The organism is uncultured Veillonella sp., assembly GCF_938010505.1.
Taxonomy (GTDB): Bacteria; Bacillota; Negativicutes; order Veillonellales; family Veillonellaceae; genus Veillonella.
In genome coordinates, this window is record NZ_CALLVP010000005.1 from 1 (window position 1) to 8,970 (window position 8,970).

At 39.3% G+C, this 8,970-nt stretch carries 8 protein-coding genes; 7 read left to right on the forward strand and 1 reads right to left on the reverse strand.

Features of this window, described 5'->3' with window-relative positions:
* The coding region (locus Q0507_RS00220) for a GMP reductase (protein ID WP_298710660.1) at positions 1-929 on the reverse strand (929 nt) is incomplete at its 3' end.
* 183 nt (positions 930-1,112) lie between these two features.
* Between Q0507_RS00220 and thiT the strand changes: the two genes are divergently transcribed.
* The 7 genes from thiT to Q0507_RS00255 all read left to right on the forward strand — a co-directional run bounded on the left by thiT (position 1,113) and on the right by Q0507_RS00255 (position 8,872).
* A complete protein-coding gene (gene thiT / locus Q0507_RS00225) occupies positions 1,113-1,643 on the forward strand; it encodes an energy-coupled thiamine transporter ThiT (protein WP_105086691.1) in 531 nt (176 codons plus the stop codon).
* Complete coding sequence (gene mobB / locus Q0507_RS00230; RefSeq protein WP_298710665.1) at positions 1,636-2,760, forward strand: molybdopterin-guanine dinucleotide biosynthesis protein B; 1,125 nt, start codon at positions 1,636-1,638, stop codon at positions 2,758-2,760. Before thiT ends, mobB begins: the two co-directional genes overlap by 8 nt.
* Entirely contained in the window at positions 2,741-3,976 is a 1,236-nt protein-coding gene (locus Q0507_RS00235) for a molybdopterin molybdotransferase MoeA (RefSeq protein WP_298710669.1), read from the forward strand. Before mobB ends, Q0507_RS00235 begins: the two co-directional genes overlap by 20 nt.
* A gap of 367 nt (positions 3,977-4,343) precedes the next feature.
* The gene (locus Q0507_RS00240; protein WP_024062212.1) at positions 4,344-4,679 is read left to right on the forward strand and encodes a cupin domain-containing protein; all 336 of its coding nucleotides are present in this window, start codon (positions 4,344-4,346) and stop codon (positions 4,677-4,679) included.
* 246 nt (positions 4,680-4,925) lie between these two features.
* Complete coding sequence (locus Q0507_RS00245) at positions 4,926-6,596, forward strand: formate--tetrahydrofolate ligase (RefSeq protein WP_298710672.1); 1,671 nt, start codon at positions 4,926-4,928, stop codon at positions 6,594-6,596.
* Between the two features lie 157 nt (positions 6,597-6,753).
* Positions 6,754-7,371: a cyclodeaminase/cyclohydrolase family protein gene (locus tag Q0507_RS00250; RefSeq protein WP_298710674.1), complete on the forward strand. Its 618-nt coding sequence runs from the start codon at positions 6,754-6,756 to the stop codon at positions 7,369-7,371.
* A gap of 172 nt (positions 7,372-7,543) precedes the next feature.
* The gene (locus Q0507_RS00255) at positions 7,544-8,872 is read left to right on the forward strand and encodes a nucleobase:cation symporter-2 family protein (protein ID WP_298710677.1); all 1,329 of its coding nucleotides are present in this window, start codon (positions 7,544-7,546) and stop codon (positions 8,870-8,872) included.
* The last annotated feature ends 98 nt before the right edge of the window (positions 8,873-8,970 follow it).

Below are 8,970 nucleotides of genomic sequence, written 5' to 3' on the forward strand. Positions count from 1 at the left end.
GCTTGTAGAGTCGTACCGCCAGCGTAAGAAATAGCGGATTGTAAATCTTGTTCCATTTCAGTTAATGTATCGAAGATAGAACCTTTGGAATCGATGAAAATCTTTTTGCCTTCTACGTTTTTGCGTTCCCCTTTTTGGAACTCAGAAGCAGAACCAAAGTATTCTTTTACAGCTTTACCGTCAACGATTTTTTCTTCCCCTGGGGATTCTTCATGACCAGCAAATAGGGAGCCAATCATAACCATGGTAGCACCAAAGCGAATGGATTTTGCGATGTCGCCATGGTCACGAATACCGCCGTCAGCGATGATAGGTTTAGTAGCTGCTTTTGCGCACCATCGAACAGCAGCCAATTGCCAGCCACCAGTACCAAAGCCAGTTTTTAATTTAGTGATACATACCTTACCAGGACCGATGCCTACTTTAGTCGCATCAGCACCAGCGTTTTCAAGTTCACGAACTGCTTCTGGCGTACCAACATTACCAGCGATAATGAAAGTTTCAGGTAAGTTCTTTTTAATGTATTGGATCATTTCAATTACAGCATTGGAATGACCATGTGCGATATCGATAGTGATGTATTCAGGTGTTAAATTTGCTTTCTTAAACTCATCGACTAAAGCAAATTCTTCTGCTTTTACACCGATAGAAATAGAAGAATATAAGTTAAGGTCGTGCATGCGTTTTACAAAGTCCATACGACGTTCTGGTTGGAAACGATGCATGATATAGAAATAGCCTTCACGAGCTAATTTTTCAGCCAACTCTTCGTCGATAATAGTTTGCATATTAGCAGGTACTACTGGCAAGCGAAATGTGCGTTTACCTAATTTTACATGTGTATCACATTCGCTACGACTGGAGACAATACATTTGTTAGGAATCAATTGCACGTCTTCATAATCAAAGATGTTAGTTGTATTAATCATAGTTTCTATATCTCCTTCGAGTATTACATATTGAACCTGTACCATTATACAAGAGACTCATAAAATTTTCAATACGTTCCGAATATTTTGTTTGGTGTAAGGGATAAACTGTAGTACAATACAAGTAGATTGTATAAATAATATATTCATTTATAGATATATGGTAAAAGGAGGTTGATTAATGTGGAACAGTCTAAAACCCGTATGCTTGCTGAAGCTGGCGTAGCAATTGCCATTGCTCAAGTGTTGTCATTTATTACGATTTTTCATATGCCACAGGGGGGCTCTATTAAGGCGGCAGCTTTGGTACCACTCATGATTTACGCATATCGTTGGGGCGGAACACGAGGTATCTTCGTAGGTGTTGTATATGGTATATTACACTTTATTTTAGGCTTTAAATCATCTGTTCATTATTTAAGTATTGTATTAGACTACTTGGTTGCTTACGGTGCTATTGGCGTTTGTGGTTACTTTAAAGATTCTCTTTCTGGACTTATCACTGGATCCATCGTAGGTATTGTATTGCGTTGGGGGGCATCTGTTACGAGTGGTGCTGTAGTCTTTGCTAGCTATGCTCCGCAAGGGCAGAATCCTTGGGTTTATTCTATGATTTATAATGCATCCTATATGGTGCCAGATGGCCTTTTAAATATTGCAGTTTTACTATTCATTTACCAAGGTGTTAAACGAGGTTTACAACGTCGTGGATAAATTAGGTTTAATTATTTTGGCTGGAGGACTCAGCACTAGAATGGGGCAACCTAAAGCTTTGTTGCCTTGGATTAATGGTGAAAGTCTTATATCTCATGCCCTTCGTAAGGGCTTAGATGCAGATATTCAAGATATTCTTATCTCCATCGGTGATGACGAGCAATTAGGACTTGCTATACAGACCCATATTATAGATACATTATCGAACGATGAGAAAAATAAGGTTTCTATTGTTCGGGATTCTGTTGGGCGATGCGGACCTTTAGGGGGGCTGTATAGCACTCTAGCGGTTGGTACTAGTTCTGCTTATGCGGTGATGGCTGTAGATATGCCATTCATGGAAATGGATTTGTATTATGATTGGCTCTATCAAGTAAATCATAATGATTGGAATGCTATTGTTCCTTATGGTGAAAGTGGTAAGTCTGAGCCTATGACCGGTATTTATAGACCACATATTGCATCTTTAATTCAATCTATTCTTGTTAGTGAAGATATGTCCTTACATCATGCTCTTGATGTTATTGGTCATGTTGAATCCATTGATGCTTGTGACTATAGCTGGGAATTAAGTAATATTAATCGCTTTGAAGATTATCAATGGGCACGAGCCTTGGCGGAAAATGAATTTCGCCGTGTACCTTTAATTAGTGTGGTCGCATCAAAACGTAAAACGGGTAAGACAACTGTTGTAACGCGTCTTGTGTCTGAGTTACAAAAAATCGGTTTATCCGTTGGTGTTGTCAAAAGCGATAAACATGGCTTTCAGATGGATCATGAGGGAACAGATACAGATCTTGCTTATAAAGCTGGGGCTGATGCGGTTGCTATTGCAGGGCCTACTGAAACAGCGATTCGCATACGTACAAAAGAACAATCAAACCTGTATGAAATATCACAGTTTATGCCTGTAGATATAGTTATACTAGAAACGAGATCACAAGGAATCGCTCCAATTATAGAGGTTACTCAAGAGGGGCATACGGAAGAGCTAATCTCGGATAACATGGACCGAGTGGCGACGATAGAAATTGGCAAGTTAGATCAAGACGTATCTGAATTGGTACGTCATATACAGGAAATGATGAGGAGTTTAAATGGCCGTCGTTACTGTTGAGAAGGCGCTCCAATTGTGGAATGAAGCCTTACAAACGCAAGTTCATAAAGTTGAAACAATAGATGTTAAGGCTGCGAAGGGGTACGTGTTAGCAGAGAATATTATTGCTTCCACAGACGTACCTGCATTCCCAAAATCTGCTATGGATGGTTATGCCATCGCCTACGAAGAAGGTTGTAATGAATATATCGTTGACGGTATCATTGGTGCTGGTGTTGTATGGGAACATCCCGTAGAAGTTGGTCATGCGGTGCGTATTATGACTGGTGCACCGGTACCAGATACATGTGATACTGTCATTATGCAAGAACAAGTGGTTGGTACTGGTGAACCACAAACTACAATTACGATTCAAGGCAAATATCATTGTGGTGATCATATTATTCCACAAGGTGAGGAGTGTAATGCCGGTACTATTGTGATTCCACGTGGTACAGAGGTGACATCTACAGTACAAACCATATTGACGGGGCTAGGTATGACGGAGATATCTGTTAATGCTATGCCTCGTGTATTAGTTCTTACCTCTGGTCATGAAGTTATTGAACCTGGTGAAAGGTTAACGCCTGGTAAAATTTACAACTCCAATCGTGCCATGATTTGTGGCTTGCTTGAGGACTTAGGTTTTTATAAGATAACTCATTATCACGTAAGTGATGTTCCGGAGGAGCTAGACTCTGAAATCAATCATGTGTTGAAACTTAGTGAAGAAGCAGATGTTATTATTAGTTCTGGTGGTGTGTCGGTAGGTCTTTTCGATACGATGCCTCTCATTTATGAAAAGTTAGGGGCTAAATCTATATATGCTCGGATTCAAATGCGGCCTGGTGCGGCATCTTATGGAGCAGTTACACCGAAAGGACAGATTATCTTTGGTTTATCCGGTAATCCGGGGGCTGCCTTTAATGGATGGCATTTAATCGTAGCACCTACCTTGAAACGCTATAAAGGGTTGGCTAACTGGACGACTCCAGTGGTAGCTTGCGTAATGGATACAGAAATTTTTAAACGCAATGCCTTTGATCGCTATGTACAGGGGAAAGTTATATTTGGTGGTGGAGCTCCAAGATTTGTGGCTAATCGCCATTTTAATAGTAGTAGCATGCTAGGGCTATATACTGTTAATGCATTAGCCTGTATTCCACGAGGTGTACATGAAGTACATTTGGGTGATACCTTCGATGTGTATCTGTTAGGCTTGCTGCCTGCGGTTTAAACCGTATTAATTTCTAGATTCTAACTCTAAGGTTTTTAGAGTTAGATCGTTGGATATATCTTTATTAAAGAATTATAATACTTATAGATAACTATAATATAAAAAGACGAGGTCTCTATGTGAACTGCACCTTCAAAAATTGTGTTCAATTTTTGGGGTGCGGATCAATGGAGGTCTCGTCTTTACGTTTTTACAAAATAATTTCAATTTTGTTGCCGTAGGTACTGAAATTAAATCTCAATTAATTTATAATAGAATCAACAAAAGGATATTCCTTTAGTTCCATCAATGGAGTTTTGACAAAACTATTTTAATCTACCTTTCATTTACTTTGTTCTATCATATAGTTATATAAGGAGTGATTTCTATGAGTAAGACTTTCACAAAAAATATCCCAGTAAACGAAATTTTACATCTAGGTGAGCATCTAGACTATAAAGAAGGTCAAGTGATTAGTATTACGATTGCCCAAAATGAACGCCTCAGCATTACTTTGTTTGCGTTACCAAAGGGGGAAGAAATTTCTACACATGTAACAGTAGGTGATGCGATTGTTCAAATTCTCGATGGAGAGGCGCACATCGTTGTTGGTGATACAGAACACAATGTGAAGGCTGGTGAAACCTTGATTATGCCATCTGAAGTGCCTCATAGCCTCGACGCACGAGAAAGCTTCAAGATGCTGTTGACCGTCGTTAAATAAATATATCATAATAAATGCATCCCTTGTATTTGTAAGGGATGCATTTTTATATACTTGATTGTATGGCCCGTGGGAGAATTTTAGTTATATTACTGAAATTGTTAAGGATTAATATTAGACATACGTACTACTTTCATATATAATAGATTACTGTAGTTGTACAAATATACATCTACAGTAGACATTAAATATAGTTTCCTAGTTGTTATATAGTTTTTGAGCTGGCCATGGTGCCGAGGAGGCTTTATGTTAAGCGATATTGAGATTGCCCAACAGAATACAATGGAGAAGATTCAGGTTATTGCTGATAAATGTGGTTTAACACCTGATGATATTGAACAATATGGTCATTATAAAGCGAAAATTTCCTTTGATGCCATTCGTCGTTTAGAATCTAAGCCAGATGGCAAATTGGTTCTTGTTACAGCAATTACGCCAACACCAGCAGGGGAAGGTAAGTCTACAACGAGCATCGGCCTCGTACAAGGCTTACAAAAAATTGGTAAAAATGCTATCGCTACATTACGGGAGCCATCCTTAGGGCCTGTATTTGGTATTAAGGGTGGTGCAGCAGGTGGCGGTTATGCTCAAGTTGTGCCAATGGATGATATCAATCTTCACTTTACAGGTGATATGCACGCTATTACAGCGGCTAACAATTTATTATCCGCTATGATTGATAATCACATCCATCAAGGTAATGAATTGCAAATTGACTTGCGTCAACTATCTTGGACTCGTGTTCTAGATATGAATGACCGTGCTCTTCGCAATGTGACAGTTGCACTTGGTGGTAAAGTATGTGGTTTCCCTCGGGAAGATCATTTTATGATTACTGTAGCTTCTGAAATTATGGCTATTCTTTGTTTAGCTAAGGATTTAGAGGATTTGAAAGAACGTTTTGGTCGCATCGTTATCGGTTGTAACTTAGCAGGTGATCCTGTTTATGTTCATCAACTTGGTTGCCAAGGTGCGATGGCTCTCCTTATGAAAGATGCTATCAAGCCGAATCTTGTACAAACATTGGAACATACACCAGCTATTGTTCACGGTGGTCCATTTGCGAATATAGCTCATGGATGTAACTCCATTGTAGCTACAAAACTAGGGCTTAAACTTGGTGATATCGTAGTTACTGAAGCCGGCTTTGGTGCTGACCTGGGTGCTGAAAAGTTCCTTGACATCAAATGCCGCTATGGTAATATTTTCCCTGATACAATCGTTATCGTTGCCACGTTACGAGCTCTTAAAATGCATGGTGGTGTACCAAAGCAAGAACTTAATGCAGAAAATGTTGAAGCCGTTACAAAGGGGTTCAGCAATTTGCAAAAAGCCATTGAAAACATGCGTTACTTTAATGTGCCTGTATTAGTGGCAATCAATAAATTTGCCAGCGATACAGATGCAGAAATTGCAGAGTTGACTCGCTTGTGTGATGAGTTTGGCGTGCCTGTAGAACTTAATGAATGTTGGGAAAAGGGCGGCGAAGGCGGCACTGATATGGCGAAAAAAGTTGTAGAGTTACTTGAAGGTCCTAAGCCAACACCTAAATTCGTATATGATTTGGAAGATAGTTTAGAGGATAAAGTTAATAAAATCGTTAAAACTATTTATGGTGGCGATGGTGTTATCTTTACAGATAAAGCTAAAAAGCAAATTAAACAATTAGCAGATTGGGGACTTGATCGTTTGCCTGTATGTATGGCGAAAACGCAATATTCCTTATCTGATAATCCAGCTCTTTTAGGCGCACCAACTGGCTTTACAGTTACCGTATCCGATATTCGCGTTGCCAATGGTGCAGGTTTTATCGTATGTCGTACAGGTGATGTAATGGTAATGCCTGGCCTTCCTAAACGTCCTGCTGCTCTTAATATGGATATCGAAGCAGACGGTACGATTAAAGGGTTATTCTAATAGAAATCGTTTACAGCAGGAATTTTTTACTGTATATTTGTAGCGCTTATTCTAATAAGTTATATATTTTATTGTGTTTAATATCTGTAGATTTTTATAGTAATTACAAAGCGATAACAAGGCATATCTTGTTATCGCTTTTACATGAGGCCTTGTTATGAAATTAGTAGAACAACGAGTAATAGATTTTCTGGCTGCTACTGCATCGAAAGAGCCAACGCCAGGTGGTGGTGCTATTGCGGCACTAACTGCCGCAACAGGTGCGGCTTTAGTAGAAATGGTGGCAAACCTTACATTTGGTAAAAAAGGCTATGAAGCGGTTCAGACTGAAATGGAAGTGCTTCAAGCTAAAGCAGAAGCAATTCGCGAGCGCATGCTTGAATTATCTCAAGCTGATGCGGACGTATTTAATATCTTTATGAACGCATTAGGATTGCCAAAGAATACAGATGAAGAGAAGGCTGAACGTACAGCGGCAATTCAGCAAGCTTACAAAGATGCTGCCATGGTACCCTTTGAAATTGGAGAATTAGCATATCAAATATTTGATTTAGCTGAACTAGCATCTCAAAAAGGTAACCAAAATCTAATAACAGATGGTATTATTGCAGCCATTAATGCTCGTGCCGCTGTAAAAGCCGCGTTCTTAAATGTAAGAATTAATCTATCTGGCATTAAGGATGAAAACTTTGTGGCTGATGTGTCAGTTAAGATGCAGGCTATTGAAAAAAATCTAGATGCTAAAGAAGCGGATATTATAGGCTTATATAAATAAAAATACTTTGGACTGAAGATGTGTCCCAATACACATAAAACGTTCGGAAAATATAAAAAGAGAACCTGTTAAATGATATAAAAATAATGGGTTCTCTTTTTTGTATTGTTAAAACCCGAACGATAGTGTAGAATAAACAAGTGATATTTCGAGGTTTTATGTAGGAGACATTATGACAGATCAAAAACAAATGAATACGGTCGATAGTATGTTGCCCATACCACAGCTATTTGCCTTTGGTTTACAGCATGTACTTGCCATGTATGCAGGGGCTGTAGCGGTGCCAATTATCGTGGCACAGGCTATGAATTTACCGGTGGAGGACTTGATTCGCCTTATTACAGCCGACTTGTTTACCTGTGGGATTGCAACTTTAATCCAAACCTTAGGTCTTGGCAATATTGGTGGTCGTATTCCTATGATTCAAGGCGTTACCTTTGCATCTGTCGGTCCTATGGCGATGATAGGGGCACAGCACGGCATGACTGCCATTTACGGTGCCATCATCGTAGCAGGTCTATTCACCTTTATAGTGGCGCCATTCTTTAGTCGTCTAATTCGATTGTTTCCACCGGTTGTAACGGGGACGATAATCACCCTTATTGGTATCAACTTGATGCCAGTTGCCATTAACTGGATGGGGGGCGGTGTAGGGAATCCAGAGTTTGGAAGTTTCACCAACATTGGTCTTGGTTTCCTTACCTTCTTAATTGTTGTATTCGTATACAAGTTTGCAAAAGGCTTCTTAAGCAATCTTTCTGTATTAATAGGTTTGATTGCAGGTACAGTGATTGCTTTTGTAATGGGAGTTGCTAATTTTGATGAAGTTGGTCAATCTCAATGGGTTGCTTTCATAGAACCATTCTATTTTGGGTTGCCTACATTTGATTGGGCCTCTGTACTATCTATGATTATTGTAATGCTTGTTGTCATGGTGGAGACGACAGGTGATAGTATTGCTATCGGTGAGATCGTAGATAAACCCATTGGTCGCAAGGAATTAGCCTCTATTATTCGTGCCGATGGTATTTCCACTGTAATTGGTGGTATTCTTAATAGCTTCCCATATACGGCATTTGCTCAAAATGTTGGTCTTATTGCTGTAACAGGTGTTAAAAGCCGATTTGTAGTAGCTGCATCTGGAGTGATCTTAATTTTGTTAGGTTTATTCCCTAAATTAGCGGCTATTGTTGCTAGTATCCCGAATGCAGTACTTGGTGGTGCTGGCATTGCTATGTTTGGCATGATTGTTGCCAGTGGTATTCGCTCTCTTGGTAAGGTTAGCTTTGATGGCAATCATAACTTGATGCTTGTCGCTATTAGTATCGGTGTAGCTATGATTCCCATTGCGGCACCAAATTTTTACGCTAATTTCCCTGATTGGGCACAAATTATTTTAAAATCTGGTATTACCTTTGGTAGTATTACGGCAATCTTGCTTAACTTATTACTCAATGGTGTTAATCATGGCGATGAAATCCAAGAAATGGGTCGCCGCTAGCCGCTAAATAATATATACGAGAACTCTATTCCTATAGAATAGAGTTCTTTTTAGTGATTAAATTCACAGGGAAAATGTATGAATACTATGCTATAATA